At 37.5% G+C, this 26,079-nt stretch carries 27 protein-coding genes; 5 read left to right on the top strand and 22 right to left on the bottom strand.

Annotated features, from left to right (window positions below; all coding sequences use genetic code 11):
* Positions 1-4: 4 nt before the first annotated feature.
* The 7 genes from D0S48_RS15225 to acpS all read right to left on the bottom strand — a co-directional run bounded on the left by D0S48_RS15225 (position 5) and on the right by acpS (position 4,873).
* Positions 5-367, bottom strand: a complete 363-nt coding sequence (locus D0S48_RS15225; protein WP_144539618.1) for an STAS domain-containing protein — start codon at positions 365-367, stop codon at positions 5-7.
* Entirely contained in the window at positions 367-1,194 is an 828-nt protein-coding gene (locus D0S48_RS15220; protein WP_151112498.1) for an STAS domain-containing protein, read from the bottom strand. Before D0S48_RS15220 ends, D0S48_RS15225 begins: the two co-directional genes overlap by 1 nt.
* A gap of 300 nt (positions 1,195-1,494) precedes the next feature.
* Positions 1,495-1,845, bottom strand: a complete 351-nt coding sequence (locus D0S48_RS15215) for a type II toxin-antitoxin system PemK/MazF family toxin (RefSeq protein WP_151112496.1) — start codon at positions 1,843-1,845, stop codon at positions 1,495-1,497.
* Between the two features lie 4 nt (positions 1,846-1,849).
* Positions 1,850-2,128: a transcriptional regulator gene (locus D0S48_RS15210; protein WP_225321630.1), complete on the bottom strand. Its 279-nt coding sequence runs from the start codon at positions 2,126-2,128 to the stop codon at positions 1,850-1,852.
* A 133-nt stretch (positions 2,129-2,261) separates the two neighbouring features.
* Entirely contained in the window at positions 2,262-3,371 is a 1,110-nt protein-coding gene (alr, locus tag D0S48_RS15205) for an alanine racemase (protein WP_144539609.1), read from the bottom strand.
* 69 nt (positions 3,372-3,440) lie between these two features.
* Positions 3,441-4,460, bottom strand: coding sequence for a LolA family protein (locus tag D0S48_RS15200; protein ID WP_144539607.1), 1,020 nt, complete (start codon positions 4,458-4,460; stop codon positions 3,441-3,443).
* Positions 4,461-4,519: 59 nt separating this feature from the next.
* Positions 4,520-4,873: a holo-ACP synthase gene (gene acpS, locus D0S48_RS15195; protein ID WP_144539605.1), complete on the bottom strand. Its 354-nt coding sequence runs from the start codon at positions 4,871-4,873 to the stop codon at positions 4,520-4,522.
* A 68-nt stretch (positions 4,874-4,941) separates the two neighbouring features.
* On the opposite strand from acpS, the gene D0S48_RS15190 reads away from it, so the two are divergent.
* Positions 4,942-5,571 carry a rhomboid family intramembrane serine protease gene (locus tag D0S48_RS15190; RefSeq protein WP_144539603.1) on the top strand — a complete coding sequence of 210 codons (630 nt, stop codon included), beginning with the start codon at positions 4,942-4,944 and terminating at the stop codon, positions 5,569-5,571.
* A 44-nt stretch (positions 5,572-5,615) separates the two neighbouring features.
* Here D0S48_RS15190 and D0S48_RS15185 read toward each other — a convergent pair whose 3' ends face one another.
* The 9 genes from D0S48_RS15185 to D0S48_RS15145 form a co-directional block, all read right to left on the bottom strand.
* Positions 5,616-7,115, bottom strand: a complete 1,500-nt coding sequence (locus tag D0S48_RS15185) for a PH domain-containing protein (protein WP_151112494.1) — start codon at positions 7,113-7,115, stop codon at positions 5,616-5,618.
* Positions 7,108-7,587, bottom strand: a complete 480-nt coding sequence (locus D0S48_RS15180; RefSeq protein WP_144539599.1) for a PH domain-containing protein — start codon at positions 7,585-7,587, stop codon at positions 7,108-7,110. The genes D0S48_RS15185 and D0S48_RS15180 overlap by 8 nt, the downstream gene beginning before the upstream one ends.
* A gap of 229 nt (positions 7,588-7,816) precedes the next feature.
* Complete coding sequence (locus D0S48_RS15175; protein ID WP_144539597.1) at positions 7,817-9,352, bottom strand: degradosome RNA helicase CshA; 1,536 nt, start codon at positions 9,350-9,352, stop codon at positions 7,817-7,819.
* 319 nt (positions 9,353-9,671) lie between these two features.
* The gene (locus D0S48_RS15170; protein WP_144539595.1) at positions 9,672-10,382 is read right to left on the bottom strand and encodes an alpha/beta hydrolase; all 711 of its coding nucleotides are present in this window, start codon (positions 10,380-10,382) and stop codon (positions 9,672-9,674) included.
* A gap of 24 nt (positions 10,383-10,406) precedes the next feature.
* Entirely contained in the window at positions 10,407-11,774 is a 1,368-nt protein-coding gene (gene murF, locus D0S48_RS15165) for a UDP-N-acetylmuramoyl-tripeptide--D-alanyl-D-alanine ligase (protein ID WP_151112492.1), read from the bottom strand.
* 5 nt (positions 11,775-11,779) lie between these two features.
* Entirely contained in the window at positions 11,780-12,886 is a 1,107-nt protein-coding gene (locus tag D0S48_RS15160; RefSeq protein WP_151112490.1) for a D-alanine--D-alanine ligase, read from the bottom strand.
* Positions 12,887-12,950: 64 nt separating this feature from the next.
* Entirely contained in the window at positions 12,951-13,265 is a 315-nt protein-coding gene (locus D0S48_RS15155) for a DMT family transporter (protein ID WP_144539589.1), read from the bottom strand.
* The gene (gene sugE, locus D0S48_RS15150) at positions 13,265-13,594 is read right to left on the bottom strand and encodes a quaternary ammonium compound efflux SMR transporter SugE (RefSeq protein WP_144539587.1); all 330 of its coding nucleotides are present in this window, start codon (positions 13,592-13,594) and stop codon (positions 13,265-13,267) included. The genes D0S48_RS15155 and sugE overlap by 1 nt, the downstream gene beginning before the upstream one ends.
* Before the next feature lie 61 nt (positions 13,595-13,655).
* Positions 13,656-14,393 carry a hypothetical protein gene (locus D0S48_RS15145; protein ID WP_144539585.1) on the bottom strand — a complete coding sequence of 246 codons (738 nt, stop codon included), beginning with the start codon at positions 14,391-14,393 and terminating at the stop codon, positions 13,656-13,658.
* 197 nt (positions 14,394-14,590) lie between these two features.
* On the opposite strand from D0S48_RS15145, the gene D0S48_RS15140 reads away from it, so the two are divergent.
* Complete coding sequence (locus D0S48_RS15140; protein ID WP_144539583.1) at positions 14,591-15,775, top strand: FtsW/RodA/SpoVE family cell cycle protein; 1,185 nt, start codon at positions 14,591-14,593, stop codon at positions 15,773-15,775.
* Positions 15,776-15,880: 105 nt separating this feature from the next.
* Here D0S48_RS15140 and D0S48_RS20685 read toward each other — a convergent pair whose 3' ends face one another.
* Complete coding sequence (locus tag D0S48_RS20685) at positions 15,881-16,018, bottom strand: Lmo0850 family protein (RefSeq protein ID WP_186318209.1); 138 nt, start codon at positions 16,016-16,018, stop codon at positions 15,881-15,883.
* Between the two features lie 170 nt (positions 16,019-16,188).
* Here D0S48_RS20685 and D0S48_RS15135 point away from each other — a divergent pair, with 170 nt between their 5' ends.
* Both D0S48_RS15135 and D0S48_RS15130 read left to right on the top strand, forming a co-directional pair.
* On the top strand, positions 16,189-16,602 hold the full coding sequence (locus tag D0S48_RS15135) for a CBS domain-containing protein (protein WP_144539581.1): 414 nt from the start codon (positions 16,189-16,191) through the stop codon (positions 16,600-16,602).
* Between the two features lie 134 nt (positions 16,603-16,736).
* The gene (locus D0S48_RS15130) at positions 16,737-17,900 is read left to right on the top strand and encodes an MFS transporter (RefSeq protein ID WP_151112488.1); all 1,164 of its coding nucleotides are present in this window, start codon (positions 16,737-16,739) and stop codon (positions 17,898-17,900) included.
* Positions 17,901-18,161: 261 nt separating this feature from the next.
* Here the strand turns inward: D0S48_RS15130 and D0S48_RS15125 are convergent, their stop codons facing one another.
* Positions 18,162-19,463, bottom strand: a complete 1,302-nt coding sequence (locus D0S48_RS15125; protein WP_151112486.1) for an MFS transporter — start codon at positions 19,461-19,463, stop codon at positions 18,162-18,164.
* A gap of 155 nt (positions 19,464-19,618) precedes the next feature.
* Between D0S48_RS15125 and D0S48_RS15120 the strand changes: the two genes are divergently transcribed.
* Positions 19,619-20,839: a helix-turn-helix domain-containing protein gene (locus D0S48_RS15120; protein WP_151112484.1), complete on the top strand. Its 1,221-nt coding sequence runs from the start codon at positions 19,619-19,621 to the stop codon at positions 20,837-20,839.
* A gap of 293 nt (positions 20,840-21,132) precedes the next feature.
* Here the strand turns inward: D0S48_RS15120 and D0S48_RS15115 are convergent, their stop codons facing one another.
* Genes D0S48_RS15115 through D0S48_RS15100 form a run of 4 tightly spaced genes read right to left on the bottom strand, consistent with a single transcriptional unit; the run spans position 21,133 to position 26,054 of the window.
* The gene (locus tag D0S48_RS15115) at positions 21,133-22,716 is read right to left on the bottom strand and encodes an aminotransferase class V-fold PLP-dependent enzyme (protein WP_151112482.1); all 1,584 of its coding nucleotides are present in this window, start codon (positions 22,714-22,716) and stop codon (positions 21,133-21,135) included.
* A 14-nt stretch (positions 22,717-22,730) separates the two neighbouring features.
* A complete protein-coding gene (locus D0S48_RS15110) occupies positions 22,731-23,840 on the bottom strand; it encodes an ABC transporter permease (RefSeq protein WP_151112480.1) in 1,110 nt (369 codons plus the stop codon).
* Positions 23,837-25,111 (bottom strand): ABC transporter permease, encoded by a 1,275-nt coding sequence (locus D0S48_RS15105; protein ID WP_151112477.1) that lies wholly within the window; start codon positions 25,109-25,111, stop codon positions 23,837-23,839. Before D0S48_RS15105 ends, D0S48_RS15110 begins: the two co-directional genes overlap by 4 nt.
* A gap of 13 nt (positions 25,112-25,124) precedes the next feature.
* The gene (locus D0S48_RS15100) at positions 25,125-26,054 is read right to left on the bottom strand and encodes an ABC transporter ATP-binding protein (protein ID WP_151112476.1); all 930 of its coding nucleotides are present in this window, start codon (positions 26,052-26,054) and stop codon (positions 25,125-25,127) included.
* Positions 26,055-26,079 lie beyond the last annotated feature (25 nt).

Below are 26,079 nucleotides of genomic sequence, written 5' to 3'. Positions count from 1 at the left end.
TGGATTAGTCCTCCAATTCTCGTTCAAGTTTTTCCAATCCATTTTCTAAGTCTAAAGCTGTTGCTACATTTTCAAGTCTTATTCCTAGCTCAATTAATGTTATAGCAACAGCTGGCTGTATTCCTGTTATTACTACCTTAGCTCCCATTAAGCCTGACATATTGATAACGTCTCCTAAAACTTTAGCGATAAACGAATCAATAAAGTCTATTGGCGTTAAATCCAAAACTACTCCTCTAGCAGCAGTGGTATGAAGCTTGTCCAATAAATCCTCTTGAAATGCTAATGCTGTCTGATCGTCCAGTTCCCATTGAATAGATACAATTAAACAATCTCTTAACTTTAAGATTGGAATTCTCGTCATCATTATGAGTTCACCTCTACTATCGCTCGATTTGTTAGTGCTAACGCCTGTTCAACTCCACGTTGTAACGTACTAGTTGTCGTAAAGTCATTAAGATTAATGCCAAGTGTAACGATTGTTTGTGCAATTTCTGGACGAATACCTACTAAGAAACATTTAGCTCCAACAAGGCGAACTGCATCAGCTGCTTGAATAATATGATGAGCGACCATTGTATCAACTACAGGAACTCCAGTTATATCTAACAATACAACCTCTGCACGGTGTTTCACTACACCTTGCAGTAAGTTTTCCATTATAAGCTTTGCACGTTCCGTGTCAATTGTTCCGACTAAAGGCATTACAGATATTTTCTCAAAAACAGGGATAAGGGATGCTGAAAGCTCTTGTAAAGCAATTTTTTGTAGATTCACTGTCTTTTCCCATACTTTCGCGTAGGCTTCAACGATCGTATGAGTAACAGGTGTTAACCAGTTATTTAAAATAGTACGGTAAGATTTGTAATTACTTTCATTTAAGTGTCCTGCAATTTCCATATTTTCGTAAATAACCTCTGTAAAGTTATTTAATGCTTTTAACACAAAGGATATGGACCAGCCGTAACGAACAATTTGAACAGAAAAGTCATTTAGCTTTCCAGTATAAGTTTCATGATCCTCTGTAAGACTTGAAATCATTAACTCCCCAAATTCACGAGCAGTATGATCAATTACTTGTTCTGACATTATTTGAAAAAAACGATCGTCTTTTTCATCTTCCATTTTCTCTTTCCATTTTTCTAATATTTCATCGATGTCATCGTGAATGTACGTAGCTATTTGTTTGTTCATTTGGGTATACCCAACTCCTCACAAAATTAATGGTAATTATATTGTAACGAATCTTAAAGAAATTTACATCTTTTATAATTTCCGAAAGATTCTTTTTCACATTTAGTTGATAGAGAAACACTATTATATCTTCAACAATGATTCTACCCGTTATGCAGAATACAGTAACATATATTTTGGGGAAATCCATTTAACATTAAATGGATTAAAATATTTAGATGAAGAATAAATGGAATAAATCTAGAAACAAAAAAACACAATGCGTATTTGTCGGCTACACATTGCGTTTTGTCTATGTATTTAAAATTTTACGATTCCTAAGCTGATGCCTAGTGCATGATCGACTTCTTCCATCACATCTTCATCTAAGTGTGTGATTTTATCCGTAAGCCTTGACTTATCAATAGTTCGTAACTGTTCTAATAATATAACTGAATCACGTTCAAAATCATACTCTTTTGCATCGATTTCTACATGTGTCGGCAATTTCGCTTTTTGTATCTGAGCGGTAATCGCTGCCACAATTACAGTCGGACTAAACCGATTTCCGATATCATTTTGTATCACCAGTACGGGCCTAGTTCCACCTTGTTCAGACCCGACTACTGGTGATAAATCTGCAAAAAAAACGTCCCCACGTTTTACGATCAAGTTTTCATCCTCCACTTACGAGTCGCTCTGTCGTATGTTGGGCTTCATATTCCGCATGTAGACATTCCATACATATGGATAAGTTAATATGAGACATCTCAACATAACCTTTCATCATCGCTTCTCTTATAAGATTTGCCTGGCCTTTCTTCATATATTCATTTGCATGTACACGAGCAACGCTTTCCCTACCAGTTAATGATTTAGAAGTTTGCACTCCCTCACTAACCATTTGCATTGGAATCTCTATAAGCGCTTCTTTTTTCTTTTTATCACTTACCACAGCAAACACCTCCGACAAAACATTTCCCTATCTGACAATATACTTCATCTTACCATTACTAGAGGTGAAATAAAAGACATAATAAGAAATGGTTAGACAAATTATGCATGAAGAACTACGTTTTGTCGACATTTTACTTGTGATAAATTCTAGGTATTCTAGTAGATAGAGTACAGCATACCTCATATGGAATTGTTTGAAGCGTAGTTGCCCATTCTTCAACCTTAATTTCCTCATTTCCTTGTCTTCCCAGTAAAACAACTTTCTCTCCTATATCCACCGGTCCATTTAAACGAATCATACATTGATCCATACAAATTTTCCCTACAATAGGCACCCTTTTTCCTTCTACTAATACTTTTTGTGTGTGGAGTTTTCGAAGCAAGCCATCGGCATACCCGATTGGCAATGTGCCAATCCATTCTTCTGTTTCCGCTGTATAGGCAGCCCCGTAACCAATAGAGTCTCCCTTATTAACCTTTTTGATGTGCACAATTTCTGTATGCAAGGAAAGAGATTTCTCCAAAGAGAAAGGTAGATGATCATTTAAATAGGGGGAAGGGGCTATTCCATACATTGAAATCCCAAAGCGAACGGCATCCCAACTTTGACTTGGATGCTGTAGAGCAGCGGCGCTATTGGAAGTATGAATCATTTTAGGCTTTTCTTTAAATACTTCTAAAAAGCTTTCAAACCTACTCACTTGTTTTTCAAAATACTCCGTATTCACATCATCTGCAGTTGCAAAATGTGTGTAAACTCCCGTTATTTCTAGAGAATTTGGCTCCTCATTTAAAAACTTTAAAGCTGTCAGGAGGTCCTGGGTGCTTGAAAAACCAATCCTCCCCATACCACTATCAATTTTTATATGCACTTTAACTGGTTTTTCGTTTCCCTTAGTGGCAAAAAACCAGTCAAGTGAATATGCTGTTAAAGTAATATTTTGGGCACTTGCTTCAGGTAAAAAGGAAACTGGTACGGCCCCTAAGACGAGAATCTCTTCTTTTATATCAAAATCTCTTAAATGCAAAGCTTCCTCTGGAGTTGCTACAGCTAGCATGGATGCACCTGCTTGAATGGCAGCACGAGCAACCTCAATATCGCCATGTCCATAAGCGTTTGCTTTTACTACTGCAATTACCTCTGTTGAAGAAGGCAGCATCTCTTTGAGTCGAGCAATATTTGTTTGTATTGACTGTAAATTAACTTCTACAAAAGTCGGTCTATATAATTTTTGTGACATTGCTGAACCTCTTCTTCCAATTCTTTATCATAATTATGCTCCTCAGAAGAAGAGGTCGTCAACTAATAATCATTTTAATTCAGAAACTGTCATAGATGCTGCAACCTCGATCATTTCCTCTTTCGTTAAGCTAGATGAAGCAATGAAGAAGGACATACCATCTTGTTCCCAACTGATGGAATGATCAGTTACTGCTCCAATAGCAACACCTAAATCTACTGGATCTCCAGGTGCAAACACAGGGATAGAGGAAGATACATTTGGATCGCTTAATTCTTGAATCACAGTGAAGCCTTTATCTCCACCAAAAGTTAAAACTACACGTTTTTGGTCTTCTAATTTAATCACTTTTTCCTCTACTAGAGGGGTGTTTTCCCATTTAACTACTGGATAATGTGTTTCGAACTCCTTGCTTTCTAACTCAGCAGACGTTTCAACCTTTTCTCCCTCTTCCATTGCAGCTGGTGTTTGTTCAATTTTATAATCTCCAGCAGCACGAGTCTTACCTAGAGAGACTTTGTTAAACTTAATATGAATCTGCTCTTCTTTGTTCTCATTTAATATAGAAACGTCTGTTGGTAACAACGTCTTTTTATCTATATAGATTTTTTGAGAAGGAAGCATATTTTTGTGATTATTAGTTGTTTTTGCTTCAAATACATATTTGTCTCCTTCTTCTTTAAAAGTAGCAGATTTATCTTTTTTAATATCCTCTGCCAACGAACCAATTAGATAAGCTTGGCTATTTTCTGAAGGCCACTTACTTTGGAATTTATAAGTTTTGTTAAGGGCTGGTGTTACGACGAAAACTCCCTCAGCGTTACGAACGATCATTTGAGTATTTTCTGCGTTAGCATCGGAGACCTTTACACGATAAAACTCAGGTTTAGTATGCCAAACTTCTACATCATAAACTCTTGGTTCTGCACCCGTTAGAATACTCATTTCTGCGGTAAGCTCATATCCTTTTGCGTCACTCCATTTGTTACTTAGTTTTTTCACTACGTCTTCCTTCGATTCAGCTCCACATGCAGATAGTACCAGGATCATTGCAAATAAAACTACCAGTTTAGCCACTAGGCTCTTCAATTTTGTCCACCCTTTCTATTATCACTGCCTTCGTTCATTGTATGTAGGTGGACGACCGGTTATGATTGAAGAATTACTTGTGCGGCAGCATAATCTTTTGTGTGAGTGATTGAAACAAAGCCATTTAGAGGCTTTTCCTTAAAATATAGTACAGGTTTACCATTACTTTCTTTTAAAATTTCTATATCCTGAAAGCTACAACTTTTTCCTATTCCAGTGCCTAAAGCCTTGGAAAATGCTTCTTTTGCTGCAAATCTCCCTGCTACAAATTCTAATTGCCTTGAGGATGATAAAGTCTCCATTATTTCTATTTCTTTTTTCGTTAAAACTCGTGGAATAAATTTAGAGGTTTTTAATAAAATGGACTCTATTTTTTTTATTTCTGTTATATCTAACCCTATACCGATAATCATAATTGTTCTTCCTTTCAAATATGGCCTTTTCAAGATATACTATATAGTAAGAAATCCGAGGTGACAGTATGTTTTCAAGAAGAGAAAGTTTTAAAGAATACATAAAATTATATCCTGTTGTATCTACATTATTGGCTATAAATATTATTATTTTCCTGTTAACTATTATACCGGTTTATGGAATATATTTGCGTTATTTTGGAATGGGTGTCAACCTCCTCATTGCAGAAGGAGAGTATTGGAGACTGATCACTCCAATGTTCCTGCATTCAGGTTTTGCTCACCTACTATTTAATATGTTCTCTTTATATATATTTGGCCCGGAATTAGAGCAGCTTTCAGGAAAGGCAAGATTTTTAACAATTTACTTCCTTTCTGGTTTTATCGGAAATGTGGCCACTTATTTGATTCATGACTGGAACTACGCAAGTCTTGGTGCCAGTGGGGCAATCTATGGAATTTTAGGCGCGTTTGCGGCATTAGTCCATTACACGAAGCACTTGTTACCACAGCTTAGACAAATCATTATTCCAATCATCGTTATCGGTGTCATACTCTCGTTCCTACAGCCGAATGTAGGTGTGACCGCACATATTGGTGGATTAATCACTGGTTTTGTCCTAGGAATGGTTTTCTTTCATCCTAAGCGAATTGGCTCTTGGAAGAAGAAAAAGAAAAATCCGTATACAGTAGTATAGTAAATCATAAAAAATCTCATAAGATGAAATGAAAAGAACAGCCCTTATTCGGACTGTTCTTTTTCTATGATTGTTTTAGATTTTCGTGTTGGTTCATACCAGTTTAATAGTTTTTCCGAATCCACTTTTTCTATGTGGGGAATCACTGTTTCTGCCCCTCCAACTCCAGATTTAATGGTCACCACTATAGATGCAACATCTGATTTCTTTTGAAAATATGTTGTTCGAGCAGTCATAGACTGAATTCGTCTCTTTTCCATCCAAACGGTCACTCTACTAAATAATCGATATTGAGCGACTAACTGTGTTTCCTCTATATAAAAGCCGGCAGTTTTCTTTTGCCAAACTCCTAAGCCAAAACTAGCAGGTATTAATAGCAGAGATAATAATCCATATGGATAAAAGAAGTAAATGACTGCAGCGGCTATAGGTATAATCCACAGCAAGTCTAAGCGATAGAAAAACTTTCTAGATTTGTTTGGAACTCTTTGAAAGCTAGGCTGTAGCTGAAATTCCGGAAAAATCTCTTCTAAAATAGGATTTATTTCTGTTTTTTTTATTAATGGAAGCAGACGAATCGTTTCGTCTTTTTCTGCCATTGATCCTCCCGCGCTATCTACAGTTACCGTGGCATATCCAGTGAGCTGACGAAGGGGATTTTCTACTAAGCGTATTCCTTGTATGCGCGTTAAAGGAATGGTGATTTTCTTTTTCTCTAAAAGCCCTCTAGTAATAATAATCTCCTCATCCTCTATTCTAATTGTAAAATCATAATAGTTGATGAAAGTTAGCAAGACAGAAACTGCCCATGCAACGAGTAAAACAGAGAAAACAACTAATGCTACCATGAGTACACCAAATTTAATGAAGATCATAATCTCATTATAAATTCTCTCGTAAGGTATCAATTCAGAGAACTGGGATGCAAATACTGCAAGACCAGAAAAGAATACACCTACTCCACCTGAGGTACTTGCTAGAACCAACAGTTCCTTTGTAGACATACGAAAGATTGGCTTTTTTTCTTCCTTCATGGTTTCTGTAATCTCTATTCCCTCTTCTAGAATTGGAGTTTCTTGACTTTTAGCCAGCATTATCTCTTTTTTTATTTGTTCTGCAGCTTCCTTACTAATCGCAGTGAGCTCAGCGTCGGCCTCCTTTGTTGGCCCTCCTCCTGCAGTTTCTACTTTTACCTTAACCAATCCAAAAGGTCTATGGAAAATACCTTCTGTATAGTTGAGGCTTTGAATACGGTCAAAAGGGATATAACGCTTTTTCTTTACAAAAAGTCCATATTCTATTCTGAGTTCTCCATCTTCAAACCAATAGCGGAATCTCTTCCACTTGATAATTCCACTCACTAACATGAATAAAAGTACTATTGCATAAATTCCATATGTGAAAAGTCCAGACCAAAAGTTTGAATCGTCTCCAAAACCATTCACCACCAATAAAACGATTAATGGAAGAATCATTTCCTTTAACACTTTTACAAAATTAATCAAGGCTGAAATCGGATGAAGCTTATACTTTTCTTTAGACATCTTCTTCCGCCACCCTTGCAAGCACTGATATTCTTCCGCGCAATTCATCTGCTTCCTCCGTTATTAACGCGGGGATAGTGTGACTTGTTGCTGCTGTAGAAATTGTGATAGAAGCTAAATCATACTTTCGTAAAATTGGTCCTTGCTCAGTATCTACATGTTGCACCCTAACCATTGGTACCAGTGTTCTCTTTACTACAAACAATCCGTGCTGCAGCTCGATTTCCTGATCTCTTACTTCGTATCTCCATCTACTCCATCTTACCTTTGGAAATAAGTAAATTAATAAATATCCGACAAGCAATACTACTGCTCCTGCCACTATGTATAGCCATATATAATTTCCGGTAAAGTAGTTGATAACTCCTGTCCCTATCCCTAATAACAAAACAATTAGGGTCTGGATTATGCCATAAATTCTCCAAACTCTTAAACCTTTTACGGAAATTCGGTTAATCGGTTCTCTTCGCATTCTTATGCACCTCTTCTCTTGTCATTGTATACGAAAGTGAAAGGGAAATGTTTCATTTTATCATACATTGAGTTCATAATTTTTCTTTATTTATAAATACAAGATAAAGCATTAATGAATTCTGCTTTTATCAAATGACGCGTTTCGTGGTATTAGGATGTTGCAATACTGCTTATGTATAAAAAAAGGTGAATCCAATAAATTGGATTCACCTTTATATTTTTTAGAATTAGCCTTCGTTACGTGGTGAACGAGTTCTTGTGCTACGTTGAGTAGAACCGTCACGTGGTCCGCTGCTACGACGGCCGCTTGGACGTGAACTGCCACCTGTACGAGAAGATCCGCGATCACTTCCACGACTTGATGAACTACGTCCTCCGCCGCTACGGTTACCTTTGTATCCGCCGCCACCGCTGCGTCCGCCACCACTGCGCTCTCTACGAGCAGGTAATGGGCGTTCTTCAGAAAGTGAGATTGGTGTATCGTCTGGCTCTTTTGTCATTGATTTAATTGCTGCTGCAACTACATCAATAGCTTCGTGCTTTTCAAGCATTTCTGCTGCAAGTGTACGATAGTCACCTAAGTCATTTTTGTTAATAATTTCAGTAAGAGCTTCAATTGCTACACGTTGCTGTCCAACTAATGCTTCATCTGAGCTTGGTGGACGAAGAGCTGTCATACGCTTTTTCGTAGTGTCTTCTACAATGCGCAGGTAGCCCATTTCTCTTGGAGTAACAAATGTTACGGCAATACCACTTTTACCAGCACGACCTGTACGACCGATACGGTGAACATAGCTTTCTGGATCTTGTGGAATATCAAAGTTATAAACGTGAGTAACGCCTGAGATATCTAATCCACGAGCAGCTACATCTGTTGCAACAAGTATGTCAATTTTGTTTGATTTGAACTGCTTCAATACAGACATACGCTTCGCTTGGCTTAAATCTCCGTGAATTCCTTCAGCTAAGTAGCCACGAATACTTAAGGCATTTGCAAGCTCGTCTACACGACGTTTAGTGCGTCCAAAAATAATTGCAAGCTCTGGTTGGTGAACGTTCAAGATTCTTGAAAGGAAATCAAATTTTTCACGCTCTGTAGCTTTTACATAGAACTGCTCAATATTTTCAACAGTCATTTCTTTTGATTTAATCTTTACTTCAACTGGATCTTTCATGAATTTATCAGCAATTTTACGAATTGGTCCCGGCATAGTCGCAGAGAACAATAAAGTTTGACGATTGTCTGGAACACTTTCTAAAATTGTATTGATATCATCAATGAAGCCCATGTTTAACATTTCATCAGCTTCGTCCAAGATTAATGTTTCTACTTGATCAAGCTTTAAAGTACGACGGTTAATATGGTCAAGGATACGACCAGGTGTACCAACGATTACTTGTGGCTTGTTTTTAAGTGCACGGATTTGACGGCCAATTTCTTGTCCTCCGTATACAGAAAGTAAACGAACTTTTTTATCATAGCCCAATTTATATAGCTCTTCAGAAACTTGAATTGCAAGTTCACGTGTTGGAGCAATGATTAAAGATTGGATATTAGGGTTTTTAGGGTCAATTTTTTCAATCATCGGAATACCGAAAGCGGCAGTTTTACCAGTACCTGTTTGTGCTTGGCCAATAATATCGCGGCCTTCCATAGCATGAGTAATAGTACCTTCTTGGATTGGTGTAGCTTCTTCAAATCCCATTCGTTGTACGGATTTTAGTGTAGAAGCGCTAATATTTAATTCTGAAAAATTTGTCAAAATTTTAATCTCCTTTTTGTTCTGTTTTGACAAATGGTTACATTTTCAGATGAAATTGGCAAATTCGAGCCTATACGAGGAACGTTTCCGTTACTTAAAATTCTCTGTGGTTTTAGATCAGAGGGGTCTTATATAAAGGGAAAGCCCGGTCTTTTGCCGAGCGGTTCGTTAATTCTTGCGTAAACAAACCGTTATGTTCAAAAAAAAGTACTCTTCAATAAACGCTGAAGAGTCTTCACACAAAATGTATCCATTGTTCTAAACGTAGTATAGCATGCAATTTTGCTAGTTGCAATGAATTCGAATTTATATCCAGTAGTTAACAAATCTTTTCCTGCACTTCTTCCCTTAAAAATGCAAGAGCTTGTGGAAACCAATTCTGACAATCATCGCTATAGCAAATATGATGCTTTCCGCTATCCGAAAAGATTAGCTGCTTGTTTGTAGATTTAATGTGGTCAAATAAGAAGGGCGCTGCCGTATAAGGAACTATACCATCCTTTTTCCCTTGGACTAGACATACAGGGATAGTAATTTGCTCATAATAGGGTTCTACCATCTTAACCAGGCGTACAAATTCTAAAGCTGCTGGAATAGGGGTTGCACGTAGCTTTTTACTATAGATTTGGAAAAGTGTATTTTCTTCAGACTTACCTTCCACTATTTTTTTTGCTACGTCCCCTATATCATGTAACAGCTGTGCTGGATTTATGTATTTTGCGGCAGCACTTAATAAAACCATTTTATCAATTTTATAGCGCAGAGCTAAATAAATGGCAATAATTCCGCCCATAGAAAAGCCAACTACATACACACGATCTACTTCCTTTTGAAGCATACGCAGTGCCTGTTCGGCAGCCATCATCCACGATTCGGCGGTTAAGCTTTTTAATTCTAAAATTTCTCCATGACCAGGAAGAGTAGGAACTACAATTTGCCAGTCTGTATTTGCTTCCAAGTAGTCCACGAAAGGCTGCACCTCGTATGGACCTCCAGTAAAACCATGTATGCAAAGTATTCCTGTTTTCATGTAAGACCTACTCTCCTATAGCTACTATTTTTGAAAGGGTTCAATAACCTTTTCTAATCTCATTCCCCTTGAACCCTTCACTAAAACAATAGAATCCTTCTTAATGTTTGAATTTAAAAAAGATATAAGCGATTCATAATCATCTTCCACCCATTTTAGCTGTTGTTCACTGAATTTATCTGCCAGCTGGTCATATAACCATTTCATACGTGGACCAAATAAACAAATACCAGAGAATACCTCATTGGAAATCGAATGACTAATTTCTTCATGGAATGATTTTTCATTTGGACCAAGCTCTAGCATATCCCCTAGCACTAACCACTTATCTGGTTTAATAGTCGATTTTTCTAGAAAGTGAATGGCAGCTTTCATAGAAGTTGGCGCCGCATTATAGGCATCGTTTATAAAGATACTGCCATTCTTTGCTTCGATGACCTGCATTCGCATATCTGTTAGTACGATTTGCTTTAATGCCTCACGCATTTGCTGGGCAGACAGTCCAATTTCCTTCCCAATCAGTATAGCTGCCAAGGTGTTTTTCACCTGATGCTCCCCAAGAACAGGTATAGTCATTTCTTCGTTTAGCTCACCACTTACCATAAAACTACTTCCCTGTTCTGTAAAAGTCACCTGTTCAATACGTAAATCATTTAACTCATCAGTGCCAAAGGATTTAGTGTTTAGATCGGGAACATTTGATATGAATGGTTTCAAAAGCGGTTCATCACCATCATAAACAAGTAGTCCGTCCTTGGCTAAACCAGAAATAATTTCAAATTTTGCTTTTGCAATACCTTCACGAGAACCTAGATCTTGCATATGTGCCTCTCCGATGTTAGTTATAACTGCGTATGTCGGTTTTGCCATATTAGAAAGGAACTCTATTTCTCCGAAAGAGCTCATACCCATCTCAAGTACTGCATACTCGGTATCTTCCTCTAAAGAAAGAATAGTAAGAGGAAGACCTAGCTCATTGTTAAAATTTCCTTCTGTTTTCTTCACTCGGAAGTAAGGGGTAAGCATACCTGCTAGCAAGTCCTTTGTGGAAGTTTTACCGTTAGAGCCCGTGATTCCTATAAATACCGTAGAAAGCTCAGACCGATAAGCTCGAGCCATCTGCTGAAGTGCCTCTTCACTACTTTCTACAAAGAGTAAGGGAACATCCTTCGGAGGATTCGGCTCATCCTTTAACCAAAATGCTGCAGCTGCTCCATTTTCAAATGCAGCCTCTACAAATTTATGACCATTCACATTCTCACCACGAAAGGGAATAAATAAATCTCCTGGTCTTAATGTGCGTGTATTAATAGATACCCCTGTAACTACAGGGTTACTAGTTGGCTGTTCTAATCCTAACCACTTTGCAATTTGTGCTAATGTCTTTTTCAACTTAGTCACTCTCCGTCCTTTGAATGCTCAAGCTGCTGTTTTTCCTCATAGCGTTCGATAGCTAGTGATATTAACTCCTCGATTAGGTCTGAGTATGATAAGCCAGAAGCCATCCAAAGCTTTGGATACATGCTAATTGGTGTGAAGCCAGGCATCGTGTTCACTTCATTGATTAATACCTCTTCTGTATCCGTAACAAAGAAATCTGCGCGAACCAATCCAGAGCAGTCTAACACTTTGAATGCACGAATTGCAGCATCCTCTAATGATTTTTGCAATCTATCCGATACTTTTGCTGGAATAGCATAGTTTGTAGTGCCATCTATATATTTTGCAGAGTAATCATAGAAGTCTTTCGTTGGTAATACTTCTCCAGCAACCGAACATCTTGGCGTGTCATTTCCTAAAACACTCATTTCTATTTCACGAGCTACAATACCTTGTTCTACTAGGATTTTACGATCATATTTAAAAGCAAGGTCGATTGCCTTTATTAGTTCCTCACGATTATTTGCTTTCGTTATCCCAACACTAGAGCCTAGATTAGCTGGCTTGACAAATAATGGCCACTTCAAGCTGCTCTCAATCTTTTCAAGTAATAACGCTTGATTGTTTTTCCACTCTTTACGGATGAAATGTACAAAAGGAACCTGCTTTAAACCTGCTTGTGCAAAAAGTTGCTTCATAACTACTTTATCCATTCCAGCAGCTGAAGCTAATACTCCATTTCCCACATATGGCAAGTTCAATACTTCTAGTAATCCCTGAACGGTACCATCCTCTCCATTTGGGCCGTGAAGCAACGGGAATATCACATCTAATCCTTCATTACCAGTCGATGCATCAAGCTCTTGTGAAGAGTTCTCCGCCGGCAGGAAGCTAGTTATGTCATTCGCTTTCCCTGTATCATCCCCAAATTGAAGTGTTTCTACTGTTTCCACAGGACCTAATAGCTTTTGACCCTTTCTCCATTCTCCTTCCTTTGAGATAAAGACGGGGTATACTTCATATTTATCAAAATCAATTGCTTGAGAAACTGCTCTTGCTGTTAATAAAGAAACCTCATGTTCTGCAGATTTCCCACCATATAATAATCCTAATTTCAATTTCATCACTTGTTACCTCCACGTTTTGGATATTTCTATTTTATCACTTCTAATATTAATACATGAACCATTAGCCAAAAAGTTTAAGACCTACGACTCCAAATATAATACAGCTTAAAAAGAATAATTTCAGACGGCTCTTCTTTTCGTTAAAGAAGTACATACCGACTAACACACTTCCCGCTGCTCCTATTCCAGTCCACACTGCATATCCTGTACCCACAGAAATATCCCTTAAAGCCAACGATAGTAAAAAGAAACTTAAAGAAGCAGAAATAATGGTAAGGGCTGTAAATTTTTTGTTTGTAAAGCCATTGGAGAGCTTCATGCAAATAACAAAGGCCACCTCAAATAATCCCGCAGCAATTAGTGTAATCCATTCCATTATTCCACCTCCTCGGTATCACTTAGCTTCAGACCTATAATGCCGAAGAGTAATATACATAAAAACACAATTTTCCCTATACTAACTGGTTCATTAAACCAAAGAATTCCGACAATCGCCGTGCCGGCAGCTCCTATTCCGGTAAATATAGCATATGCAGTTCCTATTGGAATCGTCTTCATCGCCCTCGCGAATAAAAAAAAGCTTATTATAAGAAATAATATTGTGATGATGGACGGGACTAGCTCTGTGAAGCCATGCGCTTCCTTTAAACCGATCGCCCATATGATTTCAGTTAATCCTGCAATTACTAGTAGAATCCAAGCCAATCTCAATCACCTCATATACATAATAAACGCTTTTGCAACGAAATGTAGCAAAAGCGTTCCCTTATACTTCTATTATGAAATCATATGGTCTTTTTATATGGTGCTTAATATCCTCTAGCACCTCATCCGGGAAAATATTTTCCGGTAAGCAACGTATCTCAATCCCATAATTGGTTTTATCACTTCGGAATAAAGACATAATTACTCCGTCCTCATAAAAGTCTGTATACCTCTCCACTGTGGTAGAGGAAAGCTCTGGCAATATAACGTTATTCTTTTTTCTCCAAAATGCAGTAGATTTTGTTTTATCTTTAATCTGTTGGTTAAACCAGTCAGCAATTAAATAATAAAAATCTTCATGATCTCTAAAGTATATTTTAGTAATATGCTGATCCTCATCAGTCATATAAACAAATCGATTTTGAAGATGATGATAGAATGGTGAGCGAAAAGCTTCCTTCTTGTGAGCTATATATAAAAGTTCAGCTTGTTCCTGTGGCGTTAGCATATTTAATTTTCGTTCATCCGAGAAATCTAATAAACACAGCGAAAAGGACTTTTCAGCCATTTCCTTTAAAAAGTGTGCATATTGATTTTTTCCTATGAACTCCATTTGCGTATGCATATTAAAAGAAGAATCTTCATATCGATGCTTTAACAATAATAGGAAGGGCAAATCAGTAAACTTCAAAAATTGTTGAACTGAAATCCCACTAAATAATGCAAAATGCTCTATCTCATTTGTATGAACATATAGATGAGCTAAATAATCATCTATATCTCTCTCTTTTTTAGCCACTGAATTCACTCCTCATATAAGATATATATTAGCATAATTTCATTTAAACGAAACAACTGTTTTTGTAATATCGTCTATATTACTCACAAGCAAAAAGCGAGTATTTAGGCTATAATAGAAAAAGTGTGTTTCCCTCGATTTAAGAGAGGGAAAATGTAACAAAAATTTGTAATTAGAAAGAAATCTAGGTGATTTTTATGGAAAATAAAAAAGGCTTCGCTGATCGCTTCGATTGGACATTAGCTTTTATCATATTATTATTTTTAATTGTTAGCTTGTTAGCTATTTCTTCAGCTCAGACTACAGGTCAATATGCAAGCTATAACTTTGTATCGAAGCAGCTTTTTTGGTATTTAGTTGGTTGCGTTATTATTGGATTAGTTATGTTTTTTGAGCCTGAGCAATATAAAAAGATGGCTTGGTATATATTCGGAATAGGAGTTTTCCTATTAGCCCTTCTCGCTATACTTCCAGACAGCTTGTCATTAGTAGAACCGCGGAATGGAGCAAAAAGCTGGTTTCATTTACCGATAGGAGACATTCAGCCAGCCGAATTTATGAAGACCTTTTATATTTTAGGATTAGCTCGCCTTATAACCTATCATCATGAACAGTATGCGATGAAAACAATTAAAACAGACTTTATTTTGTTGGGGAAAATAGGAATAACCTTAATAATACCTTTAGCTTTTATCATGCTTCAGCCCGATTTAGGTACATCCTTAGTTTTCTTAGCCATTACCGCTGCGTTAATCGTCGTAGCAGGAATCTCATGGAAAATTATTTTACCTTTATTTTTAGGTGGAGCTAGCATTGGCGGATTTTTGTTGTGGATGGCCTTGTATGCGCAGGATTTCCTTGCCAAGCATTTCAACTTCGAACCTTACCAATTTGCTCGTATCTATTCTTGGATAGATCCATATTCATATGCTTCTAATGAAGGAATGCATCTAATAAGCGCATTGAATGCTATTGGATCAGGAGAAGTTTTCGGTAAAGGATATGGTGGTCGGGTAGTATATGTACCTGAAAATCATACAGACTTTATCTTTGCCGTTATCGGAGAAGAATATGGCTTTGTCGGTGCCAGTGTCGTAATCAGTCTTTACTTTTTACTTATCTATCATCTAACGAAAATTACTTTACAGCTTAAGGATATGTACAGCACGTATGTGTGTGCAGGAATTATTGCGATGATTACTTTCCATGTTTTCGAGAATATCGGCATGACAATTCAACTGCTACCTATAACTGGGATACCTTTACCATTTATAAGCTATGGTGGTAGTTCGCTTATGGGTAATATGCTCGCCATTGGTTTAGTATTTAGTATGAAGTTCCATCATAAAACTTATATGTTCGCTAAAAACGAGGATGAATAAATTACAGAGGAGGCTCGCTGCATACTGCGGTGTTAGCCTCCTCTTTCCACATAAAAAAAGAGACTTGAGCGTTCGTTTTAAACGAATTTACAAGTCTCTCTTTTTTTAGGAGTGCACATGTGGACTTTGTGCTGGTGGTGATAAAGCCTTAAGCATTTCAAGTCTAGATTTTGTCATTGTAACAGTCACACCAAGTTTCGATAGATTACTTACAATTTTCTTTAAATCAACTTCCTTAGCCAATCCACCTCAGTCCCTTCCAATTATTATTACGAATTTATATTTAAAAAGTTTCTTTTATTTTTATTTATTCTTACCTTATCATACCACTTTTTACATAGTCTAAACCTTTCATTTTTATTACATATTTTACGCAATTGTAAACCATCCTAACCTTTAAAGGAGTGATATCGATGATTGTACAAGATGTAATGAGCAAGCAAGTGGTTACGTGTAGTCCCCAAGATTACGTGAACGAAGTTGCCGAGCAAATGCGTTCATTGGATATCGGTTGTTTACCCGTAGTAAGCAAAAACAAACTCGTTGGGATGATAACTGACCGCGATATTGTAACCCGAGCTGTTGCTAAAGACGTTAAATGTAAAGTGGAAGAAGTCATGACTAAATCAGTCATTTCTGTTTCACCACAGGATACTACAGTAGATGCTTCTAATGTGATGGGTGAAAATCAGGTTCGTCGACTCCCCGTTGTGGAGGATGGGACTTTAGTAGGCTTTGTATCCCTTGCAGATTTAGCCTTTCCTTTTCCTCATATTCAAGAAGTTTCCGAAGCTATACAAAGTATATCCGAACCAAGAAGTTATTAAACAGGTGGAGCTATCCTTGTAAAAATAGGGTAGCTTTTTTGATAATACCGCATTTTCTCTGCACCATTTCGAGATGAAAAATCCTGAAGAAAGATGTAATATAAAGGATATGGTTTGAGAAAGCAGGTTTTACAATGAAAAAATCTCTCTTTATATTAATGTCAGTCCAATTTTTGGTCTATCTTGGTTTCGGGCTTATTATCCCCGTATTACCTGAGGTTATACTCCAAGAAAACTACAACGAGGTGCATGTAGGAGGATTACTGACAGTCTACGCTTTGGCGTCCTTTTTCACAGCTCCTTTATGGGGAATGCTATCTGACCGAATTGGACGTAAAATGCTCATTTTAATAGGTTTAGTTGGTTTTAGTTTAAGCTTTTGGTTATTTTCCTTATTTTTTGATTCATTGTTCATGCTCTACCTCTCTCGTGTAGTAGGTGGATTATTTTCAGGGGCGCTTTATACAGCAGTAACTGGTTTTATAGCAGATTTATCGGATGAAGAAAATCGTAATAAGTATATGGGATTCATGGGAATGTCTATTGGATTAGGGTTTATCTTTGGACCAGCAATTGGAGGAGTTTTAGGACATATAAGCTTAGAAACTCCGTTTATCGTCTCCGCTATTCTATTGTTAGTTATTTTTGTTTATGCTTTGATAATTTTAAAAGAACCTACACGTACTGGTGAAGCTAACAAACGCGCGTTACTTCCTAAGGGAGCTTTAAGTTTGTGGTCCTATCGCATTAAATACTTATTCCTATTCTCCTTCATGGTTACTTTCCTGCTAGCAGGCTTAGAGGCAACCTTTCAGTTATTTCAAATTGAAAGAGTCTCTATAACACCTTTACAAATTGGCTATCTATTCATGTTCAGTGGATTTGTCGATGCAGCAATTCAAGGAGGAGTCGTTCGACGGATCAAGAATGGAACGGAGACAACCTGGTTGATATATGCACAAATCGTTACGGCTATCGGATTAGTTATGACAGTGTTTACAACTAATATTTTTTGGGCAGGGTTTTCCCTTTGCGTATTCACCGCAGGTAACGCCCTTGCAAGAACTACTATTGTATCGCTGACCTCTAAGGAATCTGGTGGTCGATATGGAACAGCAGCTGGAATGACTTACTCAATGGATAATCTGGGACGCATTATCGGTCCGCTTTTATTCGCATGGTTATTCACTAAACAGCCGGATAATATTTATGTTTTATCTGGTATTCTCGCGATTCTAGCAATTGGTTTAATTTTTGGTTATCGCAAATCAACTAAAACATTAAAAAGAACAGTATAGGAAAATGCCAAGGAGTTATTTCCCTTGGCATTTTTTATTTTAAAAGAAGCTGATTCTATTTATGTGAGAAAACACTACTAATGAAGAGCGAATAATGATTTCCGGCGAGCGAAAGCCATCATCGAAACTCGCGACCAGTTAATAATGGCTTATCTTCCTCACTCTCCCACAGGAGTCGCCGCCTGCCGTTCCAATCAACAGACTTACAAATATTCGTGTTTCCCAGCTTCGCACCTTGCCCATATCACGGCTGTCAATTTCTTACTCCGGCTGAGGTTCTGGAGAAGCGTCTTCTCTACCTTTCGAAAGCTCAGGATGTGCTAATTTAATGACGGTCGGTCTTGCAAGCACTAATACAATCGCTATTAGGAGGATGCTTGACACGATTAAGATAAGCTCTGCCGCTAGCACATCATACAGAAACCCAAAGATAACCATCCCAAGTGGCATTAACGCCATGGATCCTGTTTCTAAAATAGAAAATACTCTCCCTTTGTAATCGTCATCAATCGTTTTTTGCATCATGACCATTATTGGCGTATTGGTGACAATCATAGATACCCCAAAAGCAAATAAGACTACGATGTAAAATAGAGTGGTCACAAAATATGACATATTAACTAATAGTGGTGTAGCAATGGCCCCTAATAAAATTCCAGTTGCAATTATACTCCACTTCGATACAAGGAATGGGTATTTTAACTCCTTTGTGCTGGAGAAGTAAATAGACATTAGCAGCATTCCAATGGCAAAGGCCATTTCTGTATAGCCAAAATGGACAGGGTCAAGTTTTAATTTTTCGATTAGAATAAACGAATATCCCACTTGAAATGCTCCAAACAAAAAGTTAACGATCAATGAGATGAAAATCATAATTTTTAATATAGGCTGCTTCATAAGATAAGAAAATCCTTCTTTGATGCTTTGTAACATGGATTCCTTTGGTGCCCCTTCTACTACTTCTTTTCTTGTAGCAAATAATTTAAAGTTCATCGTGGATTCTAAAATCACAGCTATAATAGACGCAGCTAAATAAATTTGTAGAAAAACCGGCATAGACACTGTACCGTATAATATACCTCCTACCGCTGGACTTCCGATTGCTGCAAAGGAAATCGACATTTGGTTTAGAGACATTGCTTTTTGAATTCTTGATTCATCTACTAACCCTGTCATAGAAGAACTAAATGTTACTCCAGAAAACGTGGATGTTATGGATAAAATAACCGTTGTCGTGTAAATTGCAAACAATGATAACTCAGTTGTTAAACTGACGATTAATAATCCACCTATTGCAAGTGATGCAGCGATTTGAGCACCAATTATAATGGCCTTTCTAGAATATTTATCGGCTGCATAGCCTGCAAATGGAGCCAACAGAGTTCTTGGTAAAATACTACAGATTAGATTGGCAGCAAAGCTAGTTGCAGATCCGGTTAACTGCAGAATGTAAAAACTGATAGCAAATGCATATACTTGTGCACCAAAAGTCGATAGGAGCTTGCTAATGGTAAATGTCCACAAATGATACGTCGCTTTTTTTAACTTTAATACCTCTTCCATAACTATTTCCCCTTTGTTTAGCCTTTTCAATTTCACCCTAAATAGTTCTGAAAAAACTAAAAGTTTAATTTTATTAAACAAATAATATCATATTCATTCTTCCATTACAACAAAAAGTTTAATATAATTAAACTAACGATAAATGAGGTGAAGCTATGCAGACGCTTGGAGAGCGAATACGTACATTAAGAAAACAACAAAAGATGACTCTAGAGGCTCTTGCAGGTACTGAGTTAACAAAAGGAATGCTCAGTCTAATTGAAAATAATAAGGCAAAGCCTTCCATGGAAAGCCTACAATACATTGCGAATCAATTGAATGTGGAAGTATCTGAGTTATTAGAAGAAGTAAGTGGTCATGAATTACGAGAAGTTTTAGAGAAGGCTGAAATACTTTTCAATACAAACTATGATGTTCTATCCGATGAATATGAGCAATTAATACATTTAGTCGAGCCTTATTTGCCCAAGCTAGGTCAGGGATATGAATCTGCTCGTTTACTAGAAATGTATAGCCGCTGTAAACACCAAGCACACAAAAAAGACTGGGAAGAACCGTTGAACCAGGCTGCAGAAATATATGAAAAGTTAAATATCACTGCTAGGAGAGCTAAAATTGGAATCGTACGAACGGCAGTTAAATTCCAAGAACATAAATATCAGGAAGCCTTAAACATCCTTCAAGAAGAACGTGCTGATTTAGAGAAAAAAGGAATTTGGATGGACCCCGTCTCTCGACTTGACTTTGACTATGTAGAAACAGCGCTTTACTACGCAATAGGCGACCATGAATCCGCATTAAAGCTTATGGATCAAGCAATTGAGTATTCTAAAGAAAATAAAACATTTTACCACTTAGATGACCTTTATAGAATCGCGGCAGCCCATGCCATGATGAGCAGGGATGAGGAAAAAATAGAATACTATTTAAAAAAAATAGAAGCTTATGGAGTTTTTGCAGACGACATAGATGCAGAACGTTTCTCCTTTTTTGTAAAAACCCATTACCTGAATTCTTATAAGAAGCAATATGAAGAAGCAGACAAATTATTTAAAACGTATAATTTAGAAAAAGACAAGTTGTTTACTCACTACTTTCTATTAGAAAGAGGAAAAACCTTTTACGGTTTAAAACAATTTGAAGAAGCAATCGAACAACTGGAGCAGGTAGTAATACAGGATGTTATTAACCATCCTATTGATTTATCAATTTTTTATGAAAAGGATGCTTATCTAGCCTTATGCTATACAGCAATTGGTCAAACAGAGAAAGCAAAAGCATTTGCCCAAAAAGCACTCGATCTTATAAAAGAAATGCCTGACACTCCTTACAAAACTTTCATACAGGAAACTTACAAACAAATCGTAACAGATTAAAAAATTACTCCATCCTCCTGTTGTGCTATGCGACAAATAAAGAAAAAGGCCGGCTTTCATAGAGAAGAGCCGGCCTTTTCATTGAACGGTCATAATTTTTTTTATGCAATCATAACTCCACTCTATCCGACAATAAATTTTTCTACCCGGTCATAACTCCGTGCTATCCGGTCATAAATTTTTCTATCCGGTCATAACCCACGCTATCCGGTCATAAATTTTTCTATCCGGTCATAACTCCACGCTATCCGGTCATAAACACACCCAAAAGAGTCATATCTGAATAAAACATCTCAATTCAGGCTGCTTTGTTGTTCACTATCATGATATAAACGATAATTAGCGAACCATTTTACAAACTTAGTCCAAGCAAGCTCGAAATCAGGCTGGATACAAGAGATTTGTATAAGTCCCTTTTCCTTTAGATAATCACTTCTGTAGTGCAGGTCGAAGCCGGACATTCTAGCATCCTCGGCAAGGTATGGGAATTCCTTTTCCTGGATAGTGAAAATCATTGGATAGTTATGATTTGTAAAAAGTTCTATGTCGAGCCTTTCTATTTCTTCCTCGATAAACATCCAGCGTTTATGTAATAGCTTATATCTTTGTCCATTATCATAGGCCATTAATGCATTTTCTAGGCTAAGGATGAATTGAGATGGCATTGTAAAAGGAATAGCAGAATTTGTTGTTAAACCTATGTCCAAGTAAGTTGGAATTCGCTCACAGGATACTATTTCTGAGTTAGCAAATACAAATGACAAGCCACTCATAGAACCTATCGCTTTTCCACTAACTCCAGTTGCCAAATATACCCCTTCCATTGAAAACGGTAGAGAACCAAATGAACTCACACAATCTGCACACAGCAACACGTTATAGCGTTTACAGATTACTTGTAGTTCATCTAAATTATTTAGCATTCCTGTGGAAGTTTCACCATGAGCCATGAGTAACCAACTATAATTGCCGGAAGATAGTTTTCTTTCAATTGTTTCTAGATGATAGGTCTGTCCCCATTCATAGCTCAACACATTATATTCTAGTCCCCATCGCATCGCCTGCTTTTCAAGACGCTCTCCAAAAGCCCCGTTCGTCAAAATCAAGCCTTTTTCATCTAATACCTTCAATTGAGCTATCATCGCTTCATTCGCTAATGTACCACTGCCCACTAGTAAATGAGCATGTTTAGTGCCACTCATTTGACAAAGTCTGCTTTTCACACGTTCGAGCATAACTTCATATTCATGAGAACGGTGAGTAATTGGATCTTCTTGAAAAGCCATTTGGATTGGTGCAGTTAGATGAACTGGGCCAGGATAAAAGGAATGCCTTTTCTGCTTAAAGCGCGCAGCTACCGAATTATCAAAACGCTCTCTTGTCAAAACCATTGGTACATAGAGAGCACCCTCCGCTCCTACTGGGTCAGCAAACGGTTCGAAGCCTAATTGGTTGTAAAGCTTTTGCTCCCTTACCGTACCAGATATAACAGCCGCACCATACCCATTCTCATATGCATAGTCAGATAACGCCCTAGCTAAATAATAAAACACACGCCCATTGCGATGTTTTTTATCTACTGCCAGTAAACGAACCTCGCAAAGCATTCCTTGAAGCGCATCTTCCGGCAGAATATTCTCCACCGGTCCTAGCTTCTTGTCTAAAGAAAATGGTCGCTCCGCTCTAAAGGCGACCATTCCAGCAAGCTCTTGATCTTTTAACACAATCACGTACACATTTTCATGATGAAATGGATCAACTCTCATCCCACTTGGATTTGGTTCATGCTGTGGAATCTCTTCTACAAATGTTTCATAATTTAATCTAGCTATAGCTTCAAATTCTTTTTCTGATCTTGCTATTTTACACCAGTACATACCCATCCTCCTTTTTACTCAATTGAATGGCCACGTTCTGATTTCTTTTCTAAAAGATATATTGCTCCCGATATTAACGTAGCCGCAAGTAGTAGCATCATCCATAAGTACGTCGAAACAGCACCTAAGGTTTCCCCATATATGGTAATTCTTTTTAATGCTTCCATTGCATAGTAGATTGGAGAGAGCCATTTCATGGCCAAAAGACCTTCCGATTGTACTATTTCAAGGGGCCAATAAGCACCTCCTATCATGGCAAAGGCAACTGCCAGTAACGAGATAATTACTCCGCTTTGGCTAACTGTTTTGACGAGAGAAATGATTAGCAATGATACAGCTAAAACTAATAATACATAAATACTCGTTATAAGAATTACTTCCAAAAGTGCTCCGTACATATTGGTTCCTACCACAAATCGAAAAACCAAAATAACTAAAAGCATTTGCAGAAGCCCAATTATAAAGCTAAAGGATAAATGCCCAAAATACAATTGGAATCTACTAATAGATGCTAGCTTTAAGCGATTCCATACGCCAGTTCGCTTATCCTCCAATATAAATTGAACATTAGTAGAAATCGTGTAAAACACAAAAAAGAGCATATATCCGAATAGACTTTGAAGTGCTCCGTCATATCGAAAAACCTGTGCTTCATCCATCGCACTTGTGTTCATCTGAAAGGCTTCTTGTTTACTTAGATTCTCTTTTACCTCGAGCCATTTAAGTTCTCCACCAATCTCTATTATTTTTTGTTGGAAGGCATTTTCGCTATATGCAGATTCGATAGCAAGCGAGATTTCCCTTACAGAGTCTGTCTCAGTACCCGTCAGAACTGTATAGGCTGTTTGAGTCAGATGGACGCCGATTAAGTCTGGATCTTGTTCCACTTTTTCATAAAGAACATCCTTTATTACCTCTTCTATAGAATACTCCTCAAATGTATTTAGCTCGTCTAAAACTTCCTTACTTGTAGATGTATTATCTAAAGCAATTAAGATCGGTGTTTGGCTCCCTACTCCTCCACTAAGAACGTAGGCAAGCACTAAGGTCATGAGTGTCATCATTATAAGTACTAATGGTTTTCTTTTTAAATTCTGAAGCCTTGCAATCCAAATTCCCTTCACGACTTAGCACCTCTTCTCGGAAATAGAATTATGGAAAGTAATACACATATAAAAATTCCAATATAAAGTACATTCAGATGAAGCCATATTCCGCTAAGCTTTTCCCCAGATTGAATAGAGAGTATTGCTTTCATCGTTGCACCATTTGGTGTATAACTCCCTAAGTTCGCTAGTGTTTCCGATATATCGCTTATTTTGAAAAAGGAACCGCCTAAGAAGGAGAAAATAGTAATGACCAATCCATTAAATACATTAGCAACTCCTTCTGTTCCAGTCTTAAATTGAAGGGTAGTGAGTAGAGCGGAAAGTCCCCCAATAAACAAACTAAAGCTTAGAACAATAACGGCCATCGATGGCCAGCCAATCCAATCAATACCTAATGCCAAACTGCCATACATTAATACTAAAGCTTGCTGTATGAGCGCCACAATTGTTCCAGTGATTAAAATAGATAGTACATATAAGGTGCTAGATACTCCTGCCAAAATAATTCGATCATACACCTTCCACTGTACTTCCTGTAAAGCAAAGCCCGCCAGAAAAGATGGTATATAAAGCGCAAACATCACAAGCATTCCGATTGAATAATATATAGAGGACGGAACTGTTCGCTCGCCCTTTGGCAATACTTGCTCTATTTTTATTACTTGCTCCGTTGCTCCTATAACTTTATTTGGAGGTATTCCAGCTTTCGTAAGGGCTAAGGACTGGCTATATCCTCTTTGCCACTCCTCAATAATTGATTGGACAATGGAGGCTCTGATTTCACTGTTTTGGTTTAAAAACAATTCAAATTTCGGTTCTTCACCCGTGTTGAAATAAGCATATTTTATATACTCTAATCGAAAATTTACAGGAAAAGATAAAATGCCATCGATTTGTTCATTCTTTCGAAGGCTTCCTAGGTCTTCAGCTTTTCCGTTTTCTACCTTTAGATATTTTTCTATTTCTGTGGAAGAAAGAATCGAGTTTTGTAAAACAAAAATAGGATCATTTTCTTCCAATGTTTGAAGAAGAGAATCTTGCGCCGGTCCTGCTAACCCCTCATTCTCTAAAAATAATTTTATTTCCTCACTTTCCTGCTCCCAGCTGGATGAATCAACTATTACTAAATCTGCTTGAATAGCCCCCTCTGCTGTACGGTTCATAACGCCTGCCAGAGCAGAGGATAAAATAGTGATGAGAACAATCGGCATTACCAATAAAATAATAAGTGGTTGCTTATTTCGAACAAGCATTTTTAGCTGCTTACTAATTAGGCTCAATAACATTCCTATCTTCCTCCTAATCTCTCAATGCTCTGCCTGTTAAATGTAAAAAGACATCCTCGAGAGAAGGCACCTTAACTATAGCTGAAGTAATGGTCACCCCATTCTCAGCAGCAATTGCAAAAATACGCGGTAGTGGTTCTTCCTCTTTGGCTAAGGCAAGTAAGAGAGATTCCTCCTCGCGGTATACGGTAGCTGCAGGAAAATGCTTCTGAAGTGACTCTTCAAATAAAACTGGCAATGTATGACCCTTTAGTTCAATTGTTTGGTTTCCGGAGACAAGAGATTTTAGTTCTTCCTTTGTTCCAAATGCAATAATTTCTCCTTCATCCATGATGTAAATTCGATCACAAAGTAACTCAACCTCTTCGATATAGTGACTTGTGTAAAGCAAAGTCATACCTTCCTCTACTAGTCGTTTGACTGTATTTAAGATATAGGCTCTAGATTGAGGATCAATTCCAACGGTAGGTTCATCCATGATTAACAACGATGGGAGGTGTAGCAGAGCAGCCCCGATATTGAGTCTACGTTTCATCCCTCCTGAAAAAGTCTTGACTTGATCCTTCTCCCTCTCCTTCAACCCTATTTTAACTAGAACATCTTCTACTCTGTGCTCTAGAATTTGACCTTTAAGACCATATATCCGTCCAAAAAATTTTAGGTTTTCCCTCGCAGTGAGCTCTGGATATAAAGAAATTTCCTGAGGAACTACTCCTAATGTTTTACGAAGTGCTTCTGGATTATCCTTAATGGAAACATTATTCCACAATACATCTCCACTAGTTGGTTGAACTAAAGAAGACAACATAGATATAGTTGTAGATTTCCCTGCTCCATTTGGACCTAATAACCCTACTGATTCTCCTGCACCGAGCTCCAAATTTATCTTTTTAACAACTTCCTTTGTTTTAAATTTCTTTTGAAGGTTTCTCGCCTGTAGCATAATCCCATCTCCTTAAGTCAAAATC

Source organism: Psychrobacillus sp. AK 1817, from assembly GCF_008807035.1.
In the GTDB taxonomy this organism is placed as follows: Bacteria; Bacillota; Bacilli; order Bacillales_A; family Planococcaceae; genus Psychrobacillus; species Psychrobacillus faecigallinarum.
The sequence above is the reverse complement of the archived record's forward strand: the minus strand, read 5'-3'. Positions and strand labels throughout refer to the sequence as shown.